Origin of the sequence: Rhizobium quercicola, from assembly GCF_021168455.1 — a bacterium.
Lineage (GTDB): Bacteria > Pseudomonadota > Alphaproteobacteria > Rhizobiales > Rhizobiaceae > Ferranicluibacter > Ferranicluibacter quercicola.
In genome coordinates this window covers 13,863-35,912 of record NZ_JAJOZR010000011.1, presented here as the reverse complement: position 1 = coordinate 35,912, position 22,050 = coordinate 13,863, and the positions used below count along the sequence as shown (strand labels likewise).

The window sequence follows — 22,050 nt, the reverse complement described above, 5'->3', positions numbered from 1 at the left end:
CGGGATCGCGACATGCGCGTTCCCGGCTCTGACGGCTCTGACGGCGAGGTGCTGGAGGCCCGGGTTCGCGACGGATCGCGCCGACTCATCACGTCATCCGGTATTGTCATGACGCAAGGCGTGCGGAATCGGCTATCTCTGGTGTCGAAGACCTGCAGAACTGACGAGGATTGCCGCATGGCGGATGAACGCGCGCGTTACAAGATCGGGCCGAATCTCTGGCACGCGACCGCGCCGCCCGCGCCGCAGACCGAAGCCCTGCGGGCGGATGTCACAGCGGATGTCGCCGTTATCGGCGGCGGCTTCACGGGGCTTTCGGCGGCGCTGCATCTTGCGGAACACGGCGTGAAGGTCGTCCTCATCGAAGCACGCATGATCGGCTTCGGCGGATCCGGGCGCAATGTCGGTCTCGTCAATGCAGGCATGTGGACGAAGCCCGCCGATCTCATCGCCTCGCTCGGGAAGGCCCCCGGCGAGCGTCTCTTGCATGCGCTCGGCAATGGTCCGGCCCTCGTCTTCGACCTGATCGACCGGCACGGGATCTCGTGCGAGGCAACCCGCAACGGCACGCTGCATATGGCCGTGGGCGCAGAGGGCCTTGCCGATATCACCGACCGGCAGGCGCAATGGGCGGGCTTTGGCGCGCCGGTGGAGGTGCTCGATGCGGATCACGCGCGACAGCTGACGGGTGCCGAAGGTTTTGCCGGCGGACTGTTGGACCGCCGTGCCGGCACGATCCAGCCTCTGGCCTATGCGCGGGGTCTGGCGCATGCGGCCGTCAAAGCCGGCGTCCGGCTCTTTACCGAGACACCGCTGACCGGCGCCACCCGCGAGGGAAACCGTTGGGTCTTGAAGACGCCGTCCGGCAGCGTCACCGCGCCGAAGGTCGTTCTCGCCACCAACGCCTATGGCACGCTCGTCGACGGCATGCCCTGGAGCGCGCCGACGACGGAGCTGACGATCCTGCCGTATTTCCAGTTTGCCACGAAGCCGCTGTCTGCCAATGTCGCGGCCACGATCCTGCCCGAGCGGCAGGGATGCTGGGATACCGGCATGGTGATGACCTCGTTCCGCATGGACCAGCAGAACCGCCTGATCTTCGGCAGCATCGGCCGTCTGGATGCCCTGGCGACGGGCACGCATCGCGCTTTTGCCAAGCGCTCGCTGGCGGCGCTTTTCCCCCAGCTCGGCGAGGTGGATTTCGAATACTGGTGGGATGGCCGCATCGGCATGACCACCAATGCCCTGCCCCGCCTGCACACGGTGGCACCGGATGTACTCTCGGTCAGCGGCTACAATGGCCGGGGCATCGCGCCCGGCACCGTGTTCGGTCGGGCGCTTGCCCATCACATCACCGGCGGCGCCCATGCGATGCCACTCGATGAGACGCCGCTCACGCCCGATCCGTTGCGGACGGTGAAGTCGGCCTTCTACCATGTCGGCGCGCAGGCAAAGCACCTGATCGGCCGACGCTTTTAGGACGCGACGCCGAAGACGTCGCGTCCTGAGGGGCGCATCAAGCGGCGCGGCGGAAGGCGCGGGTGACGTGGAGCGGCACGAGGCGGCGGACTTCCTCGGCAAATACGCGGGCGTTCTCGCGCGCCTTGTCGAGATTGCTGACGCGGGCGGGGTCCATGGTCTGCAGCGTCCCGCCGCAATCGAACACGTCGCGGAAGGCAGCGCGCTCGACGATCGGCGTTTCCAGAACGCGCACGTTGCGGCTGGCCAGAAGCCCTTTCACCACCTGCAGCGCCCGTGTCGTCACCAGCGAGCTCACACGGGTCAGCACCACGGAATGGTCGATGCGCACGCCGGCCTGCTTTTCCAGCTGGGCCAGCAGTTCCAGAACCTGCGCTCCGCCCTTGGCATCCATAGAACAGCCCTGAATGGGGATGAGAACATGGTCGGAGAGGCCGATCGCGGTTGCAAGCAGGCTGTTGCGTGCGCCGGCGAGATCGATGATGAAGTAATCGGTGTTGCGGCGGTTCTCAATGATGTGGCCCTGAATCGATGCCATCGTGATTTCCGAGATGACGTCGATGTTCGGCATGCGGCCCGAGATCTCGTGCCACGTCGAGATCCAGCGCTGCGGATCGGCGTCGAGCACCGTCACGCGGTTGCCAGCGCGTGCCAGTTCGGTTGCGAGAATGAGTGCTGCGGTGGTCTTGCCCGCGCCGCCCTTGGTGTTGGCGAATGTAATGACTGGCATGGAAACCTCGTTGGGGATGCAAAGCCCCGGTTTGCCCCGCAAACAACTCCAGCCCCTGAAGCCGCTGTGGTTAACCGAACCTTTCAAATCGTGGTTAACGAAGTGTTAATCCGCCATACGAGAACCAATGAGAGACAGCCTGGCGCGAGCTTCAGGAGAAGCTCCGCCAGGCGGAATTGCGAAATCAGATCGTTTCGATGAACAGCGCCCGCGCCGCATCGAGCGTCAACTCCACCGGATTGCCGCCCGCCGTGGGATCGACGATCGCCATCTCGGCCATGCGGTCGATCTGGTCGGTGCCGACGCCGAGACCGGAGAGCGCATCGGGAACGCCGAGGCTCGCCCGCAATTCGAGCACATAATCGGCAAAGCCATCGAATCCGCCGGACACGCCGAGATAAGCCGCCGCCCTTGCGATCTTCTCCTCGATCACCGGGCGGTTGAAGCGCAGCACGGCGGGCATGACGACGGCATTGGTCATGCCGTGATGCGTGTTGTAGAGCGCGCCCACCGGATGCGACAGGGCGTGAATGGCGCCAAGGCCCTTCTGGAAGGCCACCGCACCCATGGCGGCGGCACTCATCATGTTGGCGCGAGCCTCGATATCCTGTCCGTCGGCAAAGGCGCGCGGCAGATAGTCCTTCACGAGCCGCATGCCTTCGAGCGCGATGCCCTGCGACATCGGGTGGTAGAACGGTGAGGAGTAGGCTTCCAGGCAATGCGCGAAGGCATCCATGCCGGTACCGACCGTGATGACCTTGGGCATGCCGACGGTGAGTTCGGGATCGCAGATCGTCACGGCGGGCAGGAACTTCGGGTGAAAGATGACCTTCTTCGTATGCGTCTTCGAATCGGTGATCACGCTGGCGCGGCCGACCTCCGAGCCGGTGCCGGCCGTGGTGGGCACGGCGATGATCGGCGCGATGCCGGGGACGGACGCCCGCGTCCACCAGTCGCCGACATCCTCGAAATCCCAGACCGGCCGGGTCTGGCCGGCCATGAACGCGACCGCCTTGCCGAGGTCGAGCCCGGAACCACCGCCGAAGGCGACGACGCCGTCATGTCCGCCATTGTGGAAGGCCTTCACCCCGGCCTCCAGGTTGATGTCGTTCGGATTGGGATCGACATCCGCGAAGATCGCGCGGCCGAGGCCGGCGGCCTCCAGCAGATCCAGCGCATTCTGCGTGATCGCCATCGGCGCGAGGCCGCGGTCGGTCACAAGCAGCGGCCGCGTCATGCCCACAGCCTTGCAATGCTCGGCGAGTTCCTTGATACGCCCTGCCCCGAACTTGATGGCGGTCGGGTAGCTCCAGTTTGCGGTGATGGTCATGCCGTGACTTTCTTAAGGTGATAGGATTTCGGCCGGGTCAGATTGTGAAAGCCGAAGACGGAGAGCGATCCGCCGCGGCCGGTTTCCTTGACGCCGGTCCAGCAGAGTGCGGGATCGAGGTAGTCGGCGCGGTTCATGAAGACCGTGCCCGTCTCGATCTCCGCGCCGATGGCCGCCGCGCGTTCGGGATCCTGCGTCCAGAGCGAGGCCGTCAGCCCGTATTTGCAGTCGTTCATCAAGGCGAGCGCCTCGGCGTCGCTCTTCACCTTCATGATGCCGACGGCAGGGCCAAAAGTTTCCTCGGTCATGAAGTCCATGGAGTGATCGACATTGACAAGGATCTGGGGCGCGAGATAGGCGCCGCCGTCATCTGCCGGAAACAGCTTCGGATCGATCGTCGCCCGTGCGCCCTTCGAGATCGCGTCAGCGACCTGCGCCCGCACGACGGTGGCAAAGCGCTTGTTGGCCATCGGCCCGAGCGTCGTTTCCGGATCGAGCGGATTGCCGAGCTTGTAGTTCGACACCCAGGCGACCGACTTCTCGACGAAATCGTCGTAGAGACTTTCATGCACGTAGACGCGCTCGATGCCGCAGCAGCACTGGCCGGAATTGTAGGTGGCGCCGTCCATCAGCGTATCGACAGCAGCGTCGAGATCGGCGTCCTCCATGACATAGCCCGGGTCTTTGCCGCCGAGTTCCAGCCCGAGTCCGGTGAAGGTGCCGGCCGCCGCCCGCTCGATCGACCGGCCGCCCTCGACGGAACCGGTGAAGTTGACGAAGTCGAAGCTCTTGGCGGCGATCAAACGTGCACTCGTCTCATGGTCGAGGAAGAGATTCTGGAACACGCCCTCCGGCATGCCGGCCTCGGTGAAGGCGCGCACCATGCGCTCGCCGACGAGCAGCGTCTGGCTCGCATGCTTGATGATCACGACATTGCCCGCCATCAGCGCCGGCGCGATCGTGTTGATCGCGGTCATGTAGGGGTAGTTCCAGGGTGCGATGACGAAGACGACGCCGTGCGGCTCGCGCACGATCCGCCGCTCGAAGCGGTCGCTTTCCTCGATCACCAGCGGCTTCATGGCGTCGGCGGCAATCGAGGCGACATAGTTCGAGCGCTCGTTGAAACCGCGAAACTCGCCGCCATACTTCACCGGCCGGCCCATCTGCCAGGCGAGCTCCGGCACCACCTCGGCCGCCATCTCGTTGAGCCGCGTCACACCCTTGAGCACGAGCTGCACCCGCTCTTCGAGCGGCCGCTTGCCCCAGGATTTCTGCGCCTTTCGCGCACGCGCGACGGCTTGCGCCGCGGCCTCGTAGGGCATGGCCTCCCGCTCGGCATAGACCGAGCCGTCGACCGGCGAAATGCAGTGGATCATCGTCATGAACGTCTCCGGTAGAAAGGTCTCTCAAGGGCGAACTGAACAGCGACGCCCCGACAAGACAAACGAAAAGAAAAACACGAAAGCCTGCCGGGCGATCATCAACCCGGCAAGTCCCCGTCAGCAGGCCAGCGTCATCACATGACCAAGCGCGCCATAGTCCAGAATGACATGGTCACGCGTCACGATCCTCAGATCCCGTTCTCGCGCGGTCGCGATGATGATGCGATCGATCGGGTCACGGTGCGCGAGCGCGGGAAGAGAGGACGCTGCGACGAGAATATCCGGCGACGCAGCTTCAACGATGACGTCTCCCTGCGCGACGAACTCGTTGAACCAGGACAAGGCATCCTTCGTTGCCGGCAACCGGCCGCGTGACATCAGCATTCCGATCTCCCAGGCCGAGATGGCGGAAACGAACAATCGTCCGTTTCCGCTCCCCGCCGTCTTGAAAGCCTCGATGGCGTCCGGCCGCATCGGTTGCCCCGTCGCCATCCAGATGATTGCGCATGTATCGAGAAGAATCTCGTTACGCATTATAGAGAGCATCGCTCCATTCGACATCCATCGGAGCGGTGAGATCGAGGTCTTCGGGGATCGTCATGGTTCCGACCATGCAGCCGAAAGCCGGGTGAACGAAGCCGGGATCGGAAGGATCGACAAGACGCGCGCGGGACGCGGATACCCCGCGCACCGTCTGCCTGTCTTGCGGCACATAGGCCTGCGGAAGACCCTCTTCGAACCCGAGCCCCTGAAGGCTCGCCGGATCCCCACGACGATGCGCCGCGACATCGAGAATGCCGACACCCAGAAACGCCGCGATCTGATCCTGTTCTTCGGCGGTCATCTTCCGCTCTCCTTTCAACATTCTCGAAACGGCGCTGGGGTCGAGGGCGAGAAACCGCGCGAGATCCCGCAGGGATTTTCCGTTTGCAGTGAGCACCTCATGAAACCACGCCGTATCGATCGCCATATCCGGCCTCCGCATTCGATGTGAAAAATACACCGTGGATGCGATATTGTCACGATCAAACTCAAAGTTGCGATAAACTCAAGCCCGCTCGAACCCGCGCGCCACCTCCCAGTCCGTGACCCGGCGATCGTACTCTTCCTGCTCCCAGGTGCCCGCGCGGGTATAATGGTCGATCACATCGTCGCCGAAGGCTTGCCGCAGCATGGCGGAGCTCGTCATGAGGTCGGTCGCGTGCCGCAGCGTCTTCGGAATCTCGCGAATGTCCTTGCCGGAATAGGCGTCGCCCACGAATGGCGCCTCCAGCTCCAGCTTGCCCTCGATGCCGGCGATACCCGCGGCCAGCAATGCGGCCATGGCGAGATAGGGGTTGAGGTCGGAGCCGCCGACGCGGCACTCGATGCGGATGCCCTTCGTGCCCTCGCCGCAGAGCCGGTAGCCCGCCGTGCGGTTGTCCTTCGACCAGACGGCCTTGGTCGGCGCGAAGGTGCCGGCCATGAAGCGCTTGTAGGAATTGATGTAGGGCGCGAGGAAATAGGTAATCTCGCCCGCATGCGTCAGCAGGCCGGCGATGTAATGCCGCATCGTCTCCGACATGCCGTACTCGCCCTGCCCGTCGAAGAAATGCGGCGTCTTGCCGTCGAGGCTCCAGAGCGACTGGTGGATGTGCGAGGAGGAGCCGGCCGCATTCATGTGCCATTTGGCGAGAAAGGTGATGGCCTTGCCCTTCGACCAGGCGATTTCCTTGCAGCCGTTCTTGATGATCACATGCCGGTCCGCCATGTCCAGCGCCTCGGCATAGCGGACGTTGATCTCCTCCTGACCGGAGGAGGCCTCGCCCTTGGAGTTCTCGACCGGAATGCCGGCACCCTGCAATCCCTTGCGGATCGCGCGCATCACGTCCTCTTCCTTGGTGGTCTGGAAGATGTGGTAGTCCTCGTTATAGCCGCTGGCGAGCTTCAGGTCGCGATAGCCGCTTTCGCGCGCATGGTCGTAGGTCTGGTCGAACAGGAAGAACTCGAGCTCGCTTGCCATGAAGGCCTTCAGCCCCATGGCCTCCAGTCGCTTCACCTGTCGCTTGAGGATGGCGCGCGGCGAATGCGGCACCTCCTGATGCGTGTGGTGGTCCAGCACGTCGCAGAGCACGAGCGCCGTACCGTCAAGCCAGGGAATCCGGCGCAGGGTTCCGAGATCCGGCTTCATCGTATAGTCGCCATAGCCGGACTCCCAGCTCGTGGACGTATATCCGGTCACCGTCTCCATTTCGAGGTCAGTGGCGAGCAGATAGTTGCAGCTGTGCGTTTCCTCGAAGGCACTCTCGACGAAATATTCGGCCTGGAAGCGTTTGCCCATCAGTCGCCCCTGCATGTCGATCTGGCAGGCAAGAACCGTGTCGATACGGCCTTCGGCAACGTCGGTTTTCAGCTCTTCGAACGAGTAGGTCATCGGGCATCCTGTCAGCGATTGTCATGGGCGGCGTATGTCGGTCGTCGGCGGCACCCGGCTTTCGGGTGCCACCTGGCTTGCAGAGGGTGTTACGCCTGGCCCACGGCCTTTTCGGCGGCGGCGATCTCAGCCGCGCGGCGCTTGACCTCCTCGCCGATCGGCGGTCCGCGGAAGCGGCGCTTCTCGAAGCCGAACCAGATCACGCCGGTCAGCACGAGGAAGCCGACGGTGACGTAGAGCGCCGGACCGTTCGGCGGCTGCACGCCGAGAACGAAGATCAGGATCATCGCCAGAACCGTCAGGCCGGCGAAGAGCTTGAAAACGCCCTCACCGAGGTTCCACGGTCCCTGCGCCGGCCACTTGGATGTTCCCCAGGCAAAGAGCCCGAGCGTGATCGGAATGGCGAAGGAGAAGAACAGGAAGATGACCGTGCAGGAGACGACGATCGTGTAGACCGGCGTCTCGCCGATGGTGATGAGCGACGAGCCCCAGACGAAGAGCACCGAAAGGATCGAGCCCGTCCAGATGGCCGAGACCGGCGTGCGGAACTTCGGGCTGACTTTCGCAAGCGCCTTGGAGGCCGGCAGGCCGCCGTCCCGCGAGAAGGCGAAGATCATGCGGGAAACCGAGGTCACCGTCGCAAGGCCGCAGAGCCACTGGCACAACAGGATCGCGAGATAGAGCACGTCCTTGACGATCGGGTTCATCTGCGTGTCCATCGACCAGAAGAACACGTTCCAGCCCTGCGCCGCAGCCGCCGTCATGCCATCGGTGACGGTGCCGTCGGCCAGCGGCGACTGCGCCGGGATCATCAGCACGAACGAGCACAGCATGATGTAACCGAAGAGCGCCGACCAGAGCACCGACGAGATCATCCCGCGCGGCACGGATGTCGCAGCCTTCACCGTTTCCTCGGACGTATGGGCCGAGGCGTCGTAGCCGGTGATGGTGTAGATCGGCAGAAGCAGGCCGAGCAGGAACACCCAGGTGGAGGACGTTTCCGGCCAGACATTGCCGCCGGCAGCGCCGGAGAAGTTGGAGAAGGTGAAGAGACGGGCGATGTCGTAGCTGTCGGCGGCGATCAGGCAGGCCAGCGACAGCAGGATGGCGGTGACGAAGATCAGGTAGCCCGAGAAGTCGGTGAGCTTCGCCGTCAACCCGATGCCCATATGGTTGACCAGCGCCTGCAGGCCCGTGATTACCACGAGAAACAGGATGCGGAACGTCGTCGTGTCCTCGAGCCCGAAATACGGCGTGCCGAAGGTGCCCATGAAGAAGTAGTAGGTGCCGACGTTGATGGCGCCGAGCACGGTGACGAGGCCGAGCAGGTTGAACCAGGCCGTCAGCCAGCCGGTGAAACGGTTCCCGAGGATCGAGCCCCAGTGGTAGAGACCGCCGGCCGTGGGATAGGCCGAGGAGATCTGTGCCATCGCCATGGCGAAGACGAAGGACACGAAGCATCCGATCGGCCAGCCGATGCCGATGGCGGCACCGCCGGCCCCCGCCGTCGCCTGTGCCAGCGAATTGATGCCGCCGGAAAGAATGCAGATGATCGAGAAGGACACGGCGAAGTTCGAGAACGAGCTCATGCGTCGCTCGAGTTCCTGCGCATATCCCATGGAATGAAGGACCTGTAGGTCCGCATGCTTGTCGACATCGCTATAGTCGGACATGATTTTCCCCTCTGAACGCTCGGCGCCGGGCGGTATTGCCGGATGCCGGTGCAGCGACGCGCGACCGTCATGGCGCGCGGGCGCTGCAACGCTTGATCGTGCTGCGTGTGTGCCCCGTTTTTCAGGTTCGTTTCGAGGTCTTCACGCAGTCGTGCCAGTGCCCCCGCCAACAAGGCGGAAACGGTCTCCGCGGACATGCCGCTCCCCGGGTCTTTTTATGGTTCGAGGCGCATCAGGGCTTTGCCCAGATGATCCCCGATATAGCCGGCCAGGACCCTCTGGCCGTCTGTGTTGGCGATGAGATCGTTGCGGATCTCGATCATGACGTTGAGCAGGCCGTTGTGAATGCCGTGCTCGATCAGCGTGTGCGTCACGCCGTCCTGCGGCCCATAGGGCGCGTTGCGACGCGTGACGAAGGCCTCGTCCTCGGCGGCATCCGCCAGAAACGCATCGGCGAGCCGACTGTCGCTGTCATGCAGAATGCCCACCTCCACCTCCCGCGGCCGGCCGTGCCAGACCGGCGTGAAAGAGTGTATCGTGACGATAACCGGCGGGCGCCGGTTTGCAACCCGTGTCTTGATGAGATCGGACAGGCCCTTGCGGAACGGGCTGTAGATCGCCTCCGTCCGCGCCAGCCGCTCGGCCGCCGAAAGCGCGGCATTGCCCGGAATGTCGAAGACCTCGCTGACGGCCGGCATGGCGCCCGGCGAATCCGGAGGACGATTGCAATCATAGACGAGGCGGGAAAAGCGCTGGTAGATCAGCGTCGCATCGAGCGACGCCGACAGCAGTCGGCAAACGGCGAGCGCGCCCGGATCCCAGGCGATATGGCTTTCCAGCGCGTCCGGCGAAAGCCCGAGCGTCCCCATCCTTTCCGGCAGCCGGGAGGATGCATGCTCGCAGACGAGAAGGATGCGCGACCCGGCATCCGCATTCTCCAGCGCGACGGGCGCGCCATCCCCGGCCGTCAAAAGAGCACTCACATCCGGCTCCGTCGCTGCGCCCGCCATCATGGCAGGCCTCCCTTACTGAAGAGAATTCTTCACAATTCCGTGTCTGTCAATTGCAAACTGAAACGATCTCTTCATGAACCCCATTGACTCCGATTGTGACAGCGATGTTTACTCTGTCACACAAGGTCGGCGGAGATCGGCCTCAGGGGAAAATCGTGATCAGCACCGAAACACACAAGACGGTGTCGGACGTGATCGCCGCGAACTTCACCGCATTGACGCGGGCGGAGAAGCAGCTGGCGGAAACGTTGCTCGACAACTATCCCGTTTCCGGGCTCGGCAGTATCACGACCGTGGCCGAGAATGCCGGCGTTTCGACACCGACCGTGGCGCGCATGGTGCAGAAGCTCGGGTTTCGCGGCTTCCCGGATTTTCAGGCCCGGCTGCACCAGGAGCTGGAAGCGACGATCTCCAACCCGATCAGCAAGCACGACCGCTGGGCGACGAACGCGCCGGGCACCCACATTCTCAACCGCTTCGCCGACGCCACGATCAACAATCTGAGGGCGACCCTTGCCCAGATGGAGACGCAGGACTTCGACGGCGCCGCGGCGCTGATCGCCGATCCGAAGCGACGCGTCTACCTGATCGGCGGCCGCATCACCCGCACGCTGGCCGACTATCTCTTCACCCATCTTCAGGTCATCCGCGCCGGCGTGACGCTGATCGCCTCCGGCTCCAGCCCCTGGCCGCACTACGTGCTGGACATGAAGAAGGGCGACGTGCTGCTGGTGTTCGACATCCGACGCTACGAGCAGGAACTGGAGACGCTGGCCAAGGCCGCCCGCTCCCGCGGCGCCGAGATCGTCCTTTTCACCGACCAGTGGTCTTCCCCCGTCGCCAAGTCCGCGGCCAAGGTCTTCCGCGTGCAGATCGAGGCGCCGTCCGCCTGGGATAGCTCTGTGGTGACCCTCTTCACGGTCGAGGCGCTGATCGAAGCCGTCCAGAATTCGATCTGGGAGGAGACCCGCGACCGGATGAAAGCGCTGGAGACCCTGTTCGATGCGACACCGTTGTTTCGCAAGCCTTTTCAGGAGAGAAAAGCGTGACGCCGGAGACCCTGCGACAAAAACCCTGAAGACTGGGGTTAGCCGGAAGACGAAGCCTGAAACTGTCCACCGCGTCTGTCATAGAAGCTTCATGACGCCGCTCTATCGCTTGACCCACCGGGTCGGAAACCCCGGCCTGACAAACCCAAGGAGACTTTCGTGCTGTCAAAGACCCACCGCCTTCTGTCGCTGACATCGGCGATGCTCGTCGCCTCCACGGCGCTTGCCGCTGCCGAGCCGAGCGCAGACCTGATCGCCGCCGCCAAGAAGGAAGGCACGCTCACCACCATCGCGCTCCCCCACAGCTGGTGTGGCTACGGCGACGTCATCGCGGGCTTCAAGGCCAAGTACGGTCTCGAGGTCAACGAGCTGAACCCCGACGCCGGTTCCGGCGACGAGATCGAGGCCATCAAGGCCAACAAGGGCAATACCGGTCCGCAGGCGCCGGACGTGATCGACGTCGGCCTGTCCTTCGGCCCGTCGGCCAAGGCCGAAGGCCTGATCCAGCCCTACAAGGTCTCCACCTGGGACTCGATCCCCGATAGCGCCAAGGATGCCGACGGCTACTGGTACGGCGATTATTACGGCGTTCTCTCGTTCCTCGTGAACAAGGACCTCGTGAAGGAGTCCCCGAAGGACTGGGCCGATCTGAAGAAGAGCGACTATGCCAATGCCGTCGCGCTTGCGGGTGATCCGCGTTCGGCAAACCAGGCCGTTCAGGGCGTGTACGCCGCAGGCCTGTCCGCCGCTGGCGGCGACGCGACCAAGGCCGGCGCCGAAGGCCTCGCCTTCTTCTCCGAACTGAACAAGAGCGGCAACTTCGTTCCCGTCGTCGGCAAGGCGGCACCCTTCGCCCAGGGCTCGACGCCGATCATCATCGCCTGGGACTATAACGCGCTCTCCTGGGGCGAAAGCCTCAACGGCAACCCGCCCTTCGAGGTCGTCGTTCCCGCGACGGGCGTCGTCGCCGGCGTCTACGTCCAGGCCATCTCGGCTTTCGCACCGCATCCGAACGCCGCCAAGCTGTGGATGGAGTATCTCTACTCCGACGAAGGTCAGCTCGGCTGGCTGAAGGGTTACTGCCACCCGATCCGCTTCAACGATCTCGCCAAGAACAACAAAATCCCGAAGGAGCTGCTCGACAAGCTGCCGCCGGCCGCGTCCTACGAAAAGGCCGTGTTTCCGACGCTCGAAGAGCAGGCCGCTGGCAAGGCCGAAATCACCGGCAAGTGGGACAGCGTCGTCGGCGCCAACGTCAAGTAAAGTGCCCGAGCGGTCGCAGAGACCGATATGACACCGCCTCTCCGCGTTCGCGCGGAGAGGCCTCCGATACGCCCTCCCCAACGAAAGCTCGCCGATGAGCCCACCGATCAGCACAGCGACAGCGCCGATACCGAGATCGGGCCCGATCATCACCAAGGACCGGATCATCGACTGGCTGGGCATCGCGCCCTTCATGCTCTTTGCTTTGCTCTTCCTGCTGGCGCCGACTTTCTATCTCGTCATCGGCGCCTTCTTCACGCCGGACGGCCAGCTGACGCTCAAGAACATCTCCGACCTTTTCACCCCGTCCATTTTGTCCGCCTACTGGATCTCGATCCGCATCTCGCTTGCCGCCGCTCTCGGCGGCGCGTTCATCGGCTTCTTCCTTGCCTGGGCCGTGGTGCTCGGCGGGCTGCCGGCCTCGGTGCGCTCGACGCTCCTCACCTTCTCCGGGGTTGCCTCCAACTTCGCGGGCGTCCCCCTCGCCTTCGCCTTCCTCGCCACCCTCGGCCGCACCGGGCTCGCCACGGTGCTCCTGCGCGACTGGTTCGGGTTCAATCTCTATTCGACCGGCTTCAATCTCCTGAGCTTCACCGGCCTGACGCTCACCTATATGTATTTCCAGATCCCGCTGATGGTACTGATCCTCACGCCGGCCCTTGACGGCATGAAGAAGGAATGGCGCGAAGCTTCCGAGATTCTCGGCGCGACCAACCGGCAATACTGGACCATGGTCGCCCTGCCGATCCTGTGGCCGAGCCTGCTCGGCACCACGCTTCTGCTGTTCGCCAACGCCTTCGGCGCCATCGCCACGGCCTATGCGCTGACGGGCAGTTCTCTCAACATCGTGCCCATCCTGCTCTATGCGCAGATCCGCGGCGACGTGCTGCACAATCCGAACCTGGGCTACGCCATCGCGCTCGGCATGATCGTCATCACCGGGCTCTCCAACGTGCTTTACCTCATGCTGCGCATGCGCGCCGAGAGGTGGCAGAAATGAAGACCAACCGCATCGGCGCCTGGATCGCCATGGCCATCGGGGCGAGCTACTTCGTCATCCCCCTCATCGCCACCTTCGAATTCTCGCTGCGCATGCGCCGCGGCGAATATTCCTTCGACGCCTATCGCTCCGTGTTCTCGGACATGCAGTTCCGCGAGACCTTCGGCTATTCCATGATGATGGCTCTGCTCACCATCGTTTTCGGCATGCTGCTGGTGGTCCCCACGGCCTACTGGGTGCGTCTGCGCCTGCCGCAGATGCGGCCGGTGGTCGAGTTCATCACCTTGCTTCCGCTGGTCATCCCGGCCATCGTCATCGTGTTCGGCTATCTGCGCCTCTACAATTCCTCCTCCGTCCTGCCGCTGACCGGCTCGACGACGGGCACGAACATCCTGCTGGTCTTCTCCTACATCACCCTGTCGCTGCCCTATATGTACAAGGCCGTCGATACCGCCATGCGCGCCATCGACGTGCGCACGCTGACGGAGGCAGCCCAGAGCCTCGGCGCCAACTGGGCGACCATCCTCTTCCGCTGCATCTTCCCCAACGTCATGAGCGGCGTGCTCTCCGGCGCCTTCATCACGCTCGCCATCGTCATGGGCGAGTTCACCATGGCGGCCCTCCTCAACCGTCCGGCCTTCGGCCCCTACCTTCAGCTCGTCGGTGCCAACAAGGCCTATGAGCCGTCGGCGCTCGCCGTCATCGCCTTCTCCATCACATGGCTCTCCATGGGCCTCCTCAATCTCGTCTCGCGCTTTGGCAAGTCCGCCCCCGCCAAGGCATAAAGGTCACAGGCTCCATGTCGTTTCTTACCCTGACCCACATCCGGAAATCCTTTGGCCAGACGCAGGTCGTCCACGACTTCGACATGGCGATCGAGAAGGGCGAATTCGTTTCGTTCCTCGGGCCGTCCGGTTGCGGCAAGACGACGGTGCTGCGGATGATCGCCGGCTTCGAGACGCCCTCCTCCGGCACCATCATGATCAACGGCCGGAACCAGAACGAGCTGAAACCCAACCAGCGCAATATCGGCATGGTCTTCCAGGCCTATGCCCTGTTTCCCAACATGACGGTCCGCGACAATGTCGCCTTCGGCCTGAAGGTCGCCGGCGCCCCGAAGGCCGACATCGACAGCCGCGTCAAGGAAATGCTGGCGCTGATCCACCTCGAGCACCTGGCGGACCGCTACCCCTACCAGATGTCGGGCGGACAGCAGCAGCGCGTGGCGCTGGCCCGCGCGCTGGCCCCCAAGCCGCAGGTTCTCCTGCTCGACGAGCCGCTCTCGGCGCTCGACGCCAAGATCCGCGTTTCGCTGCGCGAGGAGATCCGCATGATCCAGCAGCAGCTGGGTATCACCACCGTCTTCGTTACCCACGACCAGGAAGAGGCGCTGTCGATCTCCGATCGCATCGTCATCATGAATGCCGGACGCGCCGACCAGATCGGCACGCCGTTCGAGATCTACAATCGCCCCGCAACCCGCTTCGTCGCCTCCTTCGTTGGAACGCTGAACCTGATCGACGCCAAGGTGGTCGATCCCGCAGCCAACCGTATCGCCATCGGCGATCAAGCCATCACACTGCGCGAGCCGCTCGGCGCCGCGAAGGCCGGCGACACCGTCTCGCTGGCACTCCGGCCGGAAGCCGGCTCCATTGCGCCGGATGCCAAGGGCGACACCGCCCTCACCGGCACGGTCGTCGCCACCAACTTCCTCGGCTCGGTCATCCGCACCCGCATGAAGATTGCCGACAGCGTTATCTCCTTCGACATGTTCAACAATCCCGGCCTGAAACCGCCGGCGATCGGGGACACGGTGACCCTGCGCTTCACGGCCGGCGATCTTCTCATCGTCAGGGAATAGTTTTCTTCAAAAACCCGTCCGCATGAAACAAAGCGGATTTGACGGTTTGCTGCAGGTGCTTATAGTCACCCTCGTACGTTCTCAGGGCGGGGCGAAATTCCCCACCGGCGGTAACAGGCGGAAATGCCTGAAGCCCGCGAGCGCTTCCGGTCTCCCGCATCGTGCCGGGCGGCAGGAAGGTCAGCAGATCCGGTGTGACTCCGGAGCCGACGGTATAGTCCGGATGAAAGAGAGCAAACGGCAGGTCACGGCCCGGCAGGGCTGCGCCATGTCCGCGTGTTCGCCCAAGGGATCCCGTCGAACGGCTAACCCTTGAAAGGCCACTTGCATGACCATCGCATCCCATCCCTCACAGAAAATCGCCATCATCCGCGCACGCTGGCACGCCGCCATCGTCGATCAGTGCGTCAACGCGTTCGCCGCGCGCTGGCAGGAACTCGGCGGCAATGCGGCCGATATCGAGATCTTCGACGTGCCCGGCGCGCTCGAAATCCCGCTTCACGCCCAGACGCTGGCAAAGACCGGCCGCTTCTCGGCCATCCTCGGCACCGCCTTCGTGGTCGACGGCGGCATATACCGCCACGACTTCGTGGCGTCCACCGTGCTCGACGGCATGGTGCGCGTCTCTCTCGACACCGGCGTTCCCGTCCTCTCCGCCGTCCTGACGCCGCATCACTTCCAGGAATCGGAAGCCCATATCCGCTTCTTCACGGATCACTTCGTGATCAAGGGTGCCGAAGCGGCCAATGCCGTGCGCCAGCTGCTGGCAGCCCGTGCGGAGATCGCGCTCGTTCCGGCAGAAGCGACCGCCTGATAAGACGGGAGCCCGCTGCTCCCGAGGCGGTGGGCTCCTGCCTTGGATCGAAAGCGATGGCGTCCGACGTCTCGAGACATCGGACGCCATCGCCGTTTTCAAAGCATGGAAAACACATCACGTCACGCCGACACGAGACTCACGACCTCAACGAAAGCGCGCAAGCGATTCGGATGATTCGACAATCCCGCGCCGTTGAAGCGTCAGGCGAGCGCCTTGACTCAAAGTATCAACGTCGCCTCTTCCCGCCCGTCGCCATCGCTGCCAGACTACACGAAAACGCGATTTGACGGCGGTCGGCGATGGGCTCACAGTCCGTGCATATCCGCAACGTCGCGGCGCGTCGTCAGGCTCCTCCGCCATCCGCGCCCTCAGGGATTGCCCTATGTCCAAAACCGCCCGTTCCCATCTCCGCCGCAATCTGACAGGCGGCGTTCTCGGCGCCTTCGCGCTGACCGCCCTCATCATCGCCGTCACGGCGGTGCGCGCCGGCGCCGCCGAGGACGCCGTGGTCATTCCACCGCCGAGCATCGACGAGAAGACGTCGGCCAAGACCGAGAAGGCCGTCTTCGCGGGCGGCTGTTTCTGGGGTGTTCAAGGCGTCTTCCAGCATGTGAAGGGCGTCACCAACGCCGTCTCCGGCTATTCCGGCGGCTCGAAGGAAACGGCCTCCTACGAAACCGTCAGCGGCGGCAGGACCGGTCATGCCGAAGCGGTCGAGGTGACCTATGATCCCGCACAGGTCAGCTACGGCCAGCTGCTGCAGATCTTCTTCTCCGTCGCGCACAATCCGACGCAGCTGAATTTCCAGGGCCCCGATCACGGCACGCAGTATCGCTCGGCCATCTTCACGCTCAGCCCCGAGCAGAAGAAGGTCGCCGACGCCTATGTGGCGCAGCTCGACAAGGCGGAGGTGTTCCCGGACAAGGTCGTGACGGAGGTTGCCGATCTCAAGGGTTTCTACACGGCCGAGGCCTATCACCAGGACTTCCTGACCCTCAATCCGGATTATCCCTATATCGTCTATAACGATCTGCCGAAGATCGAGAACCTCAAGACCATCTTCCCGGAAACCTACCGCGACAAGCCGGCGCTGGTCTCGCAGGCCAAAGGCTGAACGCCTCTGAGGGACGCCTCCGGGTATCGTGCCTTCGCGTGTCTCAGTAAGTTGAGCGTTGCGAAATTCCCACAGCCCTTAAACATGAACATAATAATCATGTTTTAGGGCTGTCATTGTGACGGAATCTTGATAGTGAAAATCATCTTTTCACCGAGAGATAGGTCGCATGCCCCGTCGTTTTCCGCTTCGCTCCGCCCTCGTCACCAGCACATCGATTCTCGCCATCGGCCTTTCCTTTACAGGCACGGCCTCTGCACAGGACGCAGCCACAGGCCAAGCGACGGTGCTGGAAGAGATCGTCGTCACCGGCGGCAGCGGCGGCGTCATCACCGGCGATGGCTATGTCGGGACGGCGAGCGCGACCGGCGCGAAGACGGACACGCCCTTCCTCCAGACGCCGCAATCCATCTCCTCGGTCACGGAGGCGCAGCTTGAGGACCGCAATCCGCAGTCGCTTCAGGAAACCCTCGGCTACACGCCCGGCACGCGCGTCGGTGCTTTCGGCTTCGACCCGCGCTTCGACAGCTTTTCCGTCCGCGGCTTCGACGTCACCTATACCGGCATCTTCCGCGACAACCTGCGCCAGCCGGGCGCGGGCTCCTCGCTCTTCAAGACGGAACCCTACGGGCTCGAAGGCGTCTCGATCCTGCGCGGACCGTCCTCCGCCCTTTACGGCGCATCCGGCGCCGGCGGTCTCTACAACCTGATCACGAAGCGCCCGACGATCGAGCCGCTGCGCGAGATCGAACTGCAATACGGCACGAACCAGCGCTATCAGGGCCAGTTCGACCTCTCCGGTCCGATCAACGAAACCGACCCGGTCTATTACCGCCTGACCGGCCTGCTGCGCGATGCCGATACCGAACAGGTCTCCGTTTCCGACGACCGCGCCTACATCGCGCCCGCGATCACCTGGAAGCCCGACGAAGACACCAAGCTCACCCTTCTCGGCGAGTATTCCCGGACGAGATCCGGTGGCACGGCCGCCTATTACAACGATCCGCTGACCGGCAAGGTCACCGATATCTTCGGCGGCAATCCGGATTTCAACGATTCCGTCCAGAAGCAGGCGCGGGTCGGCTACGAGTTCGAGCACCGGCTGAACGACGTCTTCGTCTTCCGCCAGAACGCCCGCCTCTCGACCCTCAACATCGATGCCGATTATGCCTTCGCCTATGCGCCCAACGCGCTCGACCCGACGTTGCTCGACAGCAGCGCCGGAACCTTCGACGAGCGCCTCACGACCGGCGTCATCGACAACCAGATCGAAGCGACGTTCGCGACCGGAGCGCTCGACCATACCCTCCTCCTGGGCGTCGATTTTCAGAAGCTGCGCTATCGCTCGCTCGACGGCACCGGAACGGCGCCGCCGCTCGATACCGCAAACCCGAATGCCGGGCGCGATGTGGATCCCATTCCCTTCTCCACCCGCACCGTTCAGGACCAGTGGCAGATCGGCACCTATGTCCAGGACCAGATCCGCTACGATGCCTGGACGCTGACGCTCGGCGGCCGCTACGACTGGGTGAATACGGACACCGACGACACCGTGCTGGCAAGCGGCGACACGACCACCACCTCGCAGCGCGACAAGGCGTTTTCCGGCCGCATCGGCCTGACCTACGAGACCGATTTCGGCCTCGCACCCTATGCAAGCTACTCCACGGCCTTCTCGCCCAATGCCGGCATCAATCAGGAAACGCGCCGGCCCTTCGACCCGACGGAGAGCCAGCAGCAGGAAATCGGCGTGAAATATCTGCTGCCCGACAGCAATACGCTCCTGACCGCCGCCCTGTTCAACATCGATCAGGACAACGGCCTCTATTACGAAGTCGTCAACCTGCCGACGGGGCCTGAGAATATCCAGGTCCAGCGCGGCAAGCTGCGCTCGCGCGGGCTGGAGCTGGAGGCAACGACCAGCCTCGACAACGGCCTCTCGCTGACGGCGTCCTACACCTACACGCACATGAAGATCATCGAGGGGCCGGCGGACAGCCAGGGCAATTTCGTCTCGTCGGTTCCGTTGCACATGGCCTCGGTCTGGGCGAACTACGACATGCCGGAAGATACGTTCGCGCATGGGCTGGGCGTCGGGGCCGGCGCGCGCTTCATCGGCTCGAGCTTCGGCAACGACATCAACACGGTGAAGAATTCCTCGCGGGTTCTGTTCGATGCCGCCGTGCATTACGATTTTGCCGCGATCGACAAGAAATACGAGGGGCTGAAGCTGCAGGTCAACGCAACCAACCTTTTTGACCGGCGCGATGCCGTCTGCTCGGGCGGCTTCTGCTATCGTGATCAGGGCCGCACCGTCATCGGCTCGCTCAAATACAGCTGGTAGGCCCGGATGATCCCGACCCCTTCCTCGTCAACGAACGACGCCTTCCGCCCGCCGGAACTGAAATCGGTCTTTACCGGCGAGCATGCCTGGTGCGGCGAAAAGATGATGCTGTCGCGGGATCTGGAAGGGGCGCTGCCCCTTGCCGGATTCTTTTCGTCTCCGGCCTTTACCGCGGCGCTCGATCGCTATGCACAAGCCCATGGCGGCAGCGACCGGCGGGCGATCGCCTCCATGTGGTCGCTCTATTATTTCGCCGGACTGACGATCCCCTTCATCGTCGCACGCCGTGCCGACTACGTCCTGCCGGTCGATCTCGCCAGCATGACCATCGCGCTTGCCGAAGACGGCCTGCCGCGGGCCTTTGGTCTCGAAACCGAGGGCGACTGGAGCGAGGCCGACGCAGCCGATGGCGCGGACGGCTATGTCGTGCCGTTGGTCCACCGGCACCTTGCCGCCGTGGTCGCGGCGATGAAGTCCGCCGCGGGTCTCGCACCGAAACTCGCCTGGAACAATGCGGCCGTCTATATCGATTACGCGATCAATGCCACGGCACCGGCCGGCGGCAGCGACGACTGGGCGGCCCGCCCGCTGTTCGAGCAGCCGGTCCTCGCCGATGGCACAGCGAACCCCTTCCGCGGCTGTCTGCGCCATGAGCCCGTCGGCGACGAGACCGTCTGTCGCCGCAAGGTCTGCTGCCTGCGCTACCTCCTTCCCGGCATTCCGAGCTGCGGCGCGCTCTGCGCCTTACCCGCCCAGCGCGGCGAAGCCCCGCCAAAAGGACACTGAGACCCAATGTTTTCGCGCCGCCTGTTCGCCGTTCTCCTCTGTCTCGTCTCGCTGGTCGCCTCTCTGCAGGTGGGTACGGCAAGTGCTTCCACCTTCCCTTTGACCGTTAGCGATTCCATCGGGCGCACCGTGACGATCAAGGAGAAGCCGAAGGCGATCCTGCTCGGCAGCGGCTTCAACCTTGTCGCGCTTTCGCTCCTTCATCCGGATCCCGTCAGCCTGCTCGCAGGCTGGTCGGGCGACATGAAGGGCGACAACCCGGAAATCTACGCCGCCTTCGAGAAGCGCTTTCCGGCCATCGCGAAACTCCCCACCATCGGCGACGGTACCGGCGACGGCCTGTCCTTCGAGACGATCCTGTCGCTGAACGCCGATCTCGCGATCATGGCGAACTGGCAGGCCGATACCGAACTCGGCAAGCGCGCCATCGACTATCTGGAAAGCACAGGCGTCCCCGTCATCGTGGTGGATTTCAACAGCGACGCGCTGAAGAACACGCCCTCCGCCATGCGCCTGCTCGGCACCGTCCTTGATCGCGAGGCGCAGGCCGAGGATTTCGCGACTTTTTACGAGACGCATCTGCAACGCATCCGCGACCGCGTGGCGCAGGCGACCGCCCCCGGCCCGACGGTGCTGATGGATGCCTTCCCCAACCCGGACAAGTGCTGCTACGCCTATGGCACGGGCGGACTGGGCGCCTTCATCGGCCTCACCGGCAGCCGGAACATCGCGGAGGGAAACCTGCCCGCCCAGGGCGGCATCGTCAGCACGGAATATCTGATCGCCGCCGATCCCGAGGTCTACATCGCCACGGGCTCCCCCGGCGGCACCTACAGCACCTTTTCCATCGGCCCCGGCGTGCCGGATGACGAGGCCCGGACGACGCTCGCTCAGGTCGTCACCTCCCCCATTCTCGCCAACCTCAAGGGGGTACGCGACAAGCGGGTGCACGGCTTGTGGAATTTCTTCAACGCAGTGCCGCTCAACATTCTCGCGGCAGAAGCGTTCGCCCGCTGGCTTCGACCCGATCTCTTCGCCGATCTCGACCCCAAGGCGACGCTTGCCGAAATCAACACCCGCTTTGCCGCGGTCCCGTTCGAGGGCGCCTACTGGATCAGCCTCTCGGAATGAGGTCTCTTCCTGACATGAAAACGCCGGCGCGGAGCGATCCGGCCGGCGTTCTCATCTGTGGCATCAGCCTGAAGCTCAGGCCGCCTTCGCCTTCGTCATGGCGCTGGCATTGACAGCCTTCGACAGCTTCGTCAGGTCGGCGTCGGTCTTCTCTTCCTGCTTCAGCGTCTCGTCGAGCAGCTTGACGGCTTCGTCGAGACCGAGCAGACCGGCCCAGGTCTTCAGCGTGCCGTAGCGTGCCATTTCATAGTGCTCGACCGCCTGTGCGGTGGCGAGAAGACCGGCATCCACGGCCGGAGAGCCCTTGAATTCCTCCAGGACTTCCTCGCCCTCCTCGATGATGCCTTCGATGGCGGCACAGGTCTTGCCCGTCGCGCGCTTGCCGAAGATTTCGAAAACCTGCTGGAGGCGTTCGATCTGGCCTTCGGTCTCTTCACGATGCTTCTCGAAAGCAGCCTTCAGCTCGGGGCTCTGCGCGCCACGGGCCATCTTCGGCAGCGTCTTCGCAATCTTCTTTTCGGCGTAGTAGACATCCTTGAGCATGTCGTGGAACAGATCCTCGAGAGCTTTTCCTGCCATGGTTTTATCCTTTCACGGGGTCCGCGGGACAGGCTTGCCGCCGCGGTGGTTCAAACGGTGTTTCTGCGGCTGAGGAACTGAACGAT

General features: G+C 63.7%; 20 protein-coding genes and 1 riboswitch. Of the genes, 11 read left to right on the top strand and 9 right to left on the bottom strand.

What is annotated here, in order from left to right:
• Positions 1–177: 177 nt before the first annotated feature.
• On the top strand, positions 178–1,479 hold the full coding sequence (locus tag LRX75_RS16995) for an NAD(P)/FAD-dependent oxidoreductase (RefSeq protein WP_231815883.1): 1,302 nt from the start codon (positions 178–180) through the stop codon (positions 1,477–1,479).
• Positions 1,480–1,516: 37 nt separating this feature from the next.
• Here the strand turns inward: LRX75_RS16995 and LRX75_RS16990 are convergent, their stop codons facing one another.
• The 8 genes from LRX75_RS16990 to LRX75_RS16955 form a co-directional block, all read right to left on the bottom strand.
• Positions 1,517–2,209, bottom strand: coding sequence for a ParA family protein (locus tag LRX75_RS16990; protein ID WP_113149018.1), 693 nt, complete (start codon positions 2,207–2,209; stop codon positions 1,517–1,519).
• Positions 2,210–2,393: 184 nt separating this feature from the next.
• Entirely contained in the window at positions 2,394–3,539 is a 1,146-nt protein-coding gene (locus LRX75_RS16985; RefSeq protein ID WP_231815882.1) for an iron-containing alcohol dehydrogenase, read from the bottom strand.
• Positions 3,536–4,921 (bottom strand): aldehyde dehydrogenase family protein, encoded by a 1,386-nt coding sequence (locus LRX75_RS16980; RefSeq protein WP_231815881.1) that lies wholly within the window; start codon positions 4,919–4,921, stop codon positions 3,536–3,538. Before LRX75_RS16980 ends, LRX75_RS16985 begins: the two co-directional genes overlap by 4 nt.
• A 117-nt stretch (positions 4,922–5,038) precedes the next feature.
• Positions 5,039–5,395, bottom strand: coding sequence for a type II toxin-antitoxin system VapC family toxin (locus tag LRX75_RS16975; protein WP_231816003.1), 357 nt, complete (start codon positions 5,393–5,395; stop codon positions 5,039–5,041).
• Between the two features lie 52 nt (positions 5,396–5,447).
• The gene (locus tag LRX75_RS16970) at positions 5,448–5,765 is read right to left on the bottom strand and encodes a hypothetical protein (RefSeq protein ID WP_231815880.1); all 318 of its coding nucleotides are present in this window, start codon (positions 5,763–5,765) and stop codon (positions 5,448–5,450) included.
• Positions 5,766–5,969: 204 nt separating this feature from the next.
• Positions 5,970–7,334, bottom strand: coding sequence for a glutamine synthetase family protein (locus LRX75_RS16965; protein ID WP_231815879.1), 1,365 nt, complete (start codon positions 7,332–7,334; stop codon positions 5,970–5,972).
• Between the two features lie 89 nt (positions 7,335–7,423).
• Positions 7,424–9,007 (bottom strand): amino acid permease, encoded by a 1,584-nt coding sequence (locus LRX75_RS16960; RefSeq protein WP_231815878.1) that lies wholly within the window; start codon positions 9,005–9,007, stop codon positions 7,424–7,426.
• Positions 9,008–9,222: 215 nt separating this feature from the next.
• Positions 9,223–10,020 (bottom strand): N-formylglutamate amidohydrolase, encoded by a 798-nt coding sequence (locus tag LRX75_RS16955; protein ID WP_231815877.1) that lies wholly within the window; start codon positions 10,018–10,020, stop codon positions 9,223–9,225.
• A 104-nt stretch (positions 10,021–10,124) separates the two neighbouring features.
• Between LRX75_RS16955 and LRX75_RS16950 the strand changes: the two genes are divergently transcribed.
• From LRX75_RS16950 to LRX75_RS16905, 10 genes are all read left to right on the top strand, one after another.
• Positions 10,125–11,069, top strand: a complete 945-nt coding sequence (locus LRX75_RS16950; protein ID WP_420851220.1) for a MurR/RpiR family transcriptional regulator — start codon at positions 10,125–10,127, stop codon at positions 11,067–11,069.
• Between the two features lie 201 nt (positions 11,070–11,270).
• A complete protein-coding gene (locus LRX75_RS16945; RefSeq protein ID WP_269456254.1) occupies positions 11,271–12,332 on the top strand; it encodes an ABC transporter substrate-binding protein in 1,062 nt (353 codons plus the stop codon).
• 94 nt (positions 12,333–12,426) lie between these two features.
• Positions 12,427–13,332: an ABC transporter permease gene (locus LRX75_RS16940; protein ID WP_269456248.1), complete on the top strand. Its 906-nt coding sequence runs from the start codon at positions 12,427–12,429 to the stop codon at positions 13,330–13,332.
• On the top strand, positions 13,329–14,117 hold the full coding sequence (locus tag LRX75_RS16935; RefSeq protein ID WP_231815874.1) for an ABC transporter permease: 789 nt from the start codon (positions 13,329–13,331) through the stop codon (positions 14,115–14,117). Before LRX75_RS16940 ends, LRX75_RS16935 begins: the two co-directional genes overlap by 4 nt.
• A gap of 14 nt (positions 14,118–14,131) precedes the next feature.
• Positions 14,132–15,193 (top strand): ABC transporter ATP-binding protein, encoded by a 1,062-nt coding sequence (locus tag LRX75_RS16930; RefSeq protein ID WP_231815873.1) that lies wholly within the window; start codon positions 14,132–14,134, stop codon positions 15,191–15,193.
• Positions 15,194–15,266: 73 nt separating this feature from the next.
• A riboswitch (FMN riboswitch) is annotated at positions 15,267–15,432 on the top strand.
• 89 nt (positions 15,433–15,521) lie between these two features.
• A complete protein-coding gene (locus LRX75_RS16925; RefSeq protein ID WP_231815872.1) occupies positions 15,522–16,007 on the top strand; it encodes a 6,7-dimethyl-8-ribityllumazine synthase in 486 nt (161 codons plus the stop codon).
• 385 nt (positions 16,008–16,392) lie between these two features.
• Positions 16,393–17,124 carry a peptide-methionine (S)-S-oxide reductase MsrA gene (gene msrA, locus LRX75_RS16920; RefSeq protein WP_231815871.1) on the top strand — a complete coding sequence of 244 codons (732 nt, stop codon included), beginning with the start codon at positions 16,393–16,395 and terminating at the stop codon, positions 17,122–17,124.
• A 169-nt stretch (positions 17,125–17,293) separates the two neighbouring features.
• A complete protein-coding gene (locus tag LRX75_RS16915; protein ID WP_231815870.1) occupies positions 17,294–19,468 on the top strand; it encodes a TonB-dependent siderophore receptor in 2,175 nt (724 codons plus the stop codon).
• Positions 19,469–19,474: 6 nt separating this feature from the next.
• Complete coding sequence (gene fhuF, locus LRX75_RS16910; RefSeq protein ID WP_231815869.1) at positions 19,475–20,254, top strand: siderophore-iron reductase FhuF; 780 nt, start codon at positions 19,475–19,477, stop codon at positions 20,252–20,254.
• 6 nt (positions 20,255–20,260) lie between these two features.
• Positions 20,261–21,385, top strand: coding sequence for an ABC transporter substrate-binding protein (locus tag LRX75_RS16905; protein ID WP_231815868.1), 1,125 nt, complete (start codon positions 20,261–20,263; stop codon positions 21,383–21,385).
• Positions 21,386–21,460: 75 nt separating this feature from the next.
• Here the strand turns inward: LRX75_RS16905 and LRX75_RS16900 are convergent, their stop codons facing one another.
• Positions 21,461–21,964 carry a YciE/YciF ferroxidase family protein gene (locus tag LRX75_RS16900; RefSeq protein WP_113149034.1) on the bottom strand — a complete coding sequence of 168 codons (504 nt, stop codon included), beginning with the start codon at positions 21,962–21,964 and terminating at the stop codon, positions 21,461–21,463.
• Positions 21,965–22,050 lie beyond the last annotated feature (86 nt).